Origin of the sequence: Streptomyces sp. Y7, assembly GCF_043195415.1 — a bacterium.
GTDB lineage: Bacteria > Actinomycetota > Actinomycetes > Streptomycetales > Streptomycetaceae > Streptomyces.
The window spans coordinates 1-440 of sequence record NZ_JBIDDQ010000068.1 but is presented as its reverse complement, the minus strand read 5'-3'; the positions used below and the strand labels follow the sequence as shown (position 1 = coordinate 440).

The 440-nt window shown below is 35.9% G+C and carries 1 protein-coding gene; it reads right to left on the bottom strand.

The features are described from left to right. Positions 1-413 (bottom strand): glutamate synthase-related protein (locus ACGFW6_RS45140; RefSeq protein WP_393523631.1); only part of this gene is annotated, 413 nt, incomplete at its 3' end. Positions 414-440: the final 27 nt, after the last annotated feature.

Genomic DNA, 440 nt, shown 5'->3' with positions numbered 1-440 from the left:
ACAGAGCGGTCTGTATTTTTTATATCAAATCCTGCCTCCATTGCTGTATTATTTTGAAGAGCATATTGAGCTGCTTCAACCATTTTCCAGGAAATAGAATTATCCAATCCCGCATCTTGTTCTTCAGATTTAATCACCGGTAAATCGGATTCCATTTTATAAAGAATTCTACTCAGATCTATGCCTTGATGTTTCCAGAAGGTAATATTTGCTTTTCTTTCAAGGCATTGGGATTGACCTACCATTTCATCAATGGTTCTGAAACCTAAATTAGCCATGATTTCACGAACTTCCATGGCAAGAAATGTAAAATAATTCACAAGATACTGCGCTTTTCCTTTGAATTTTTCTCTCAATTCCTCTTTTTGAGTAGCAATTCCGACAGGACAGGTATTTAAATGACATTTTCTCATCAGTATACAACCTTCCACAATCAGTGC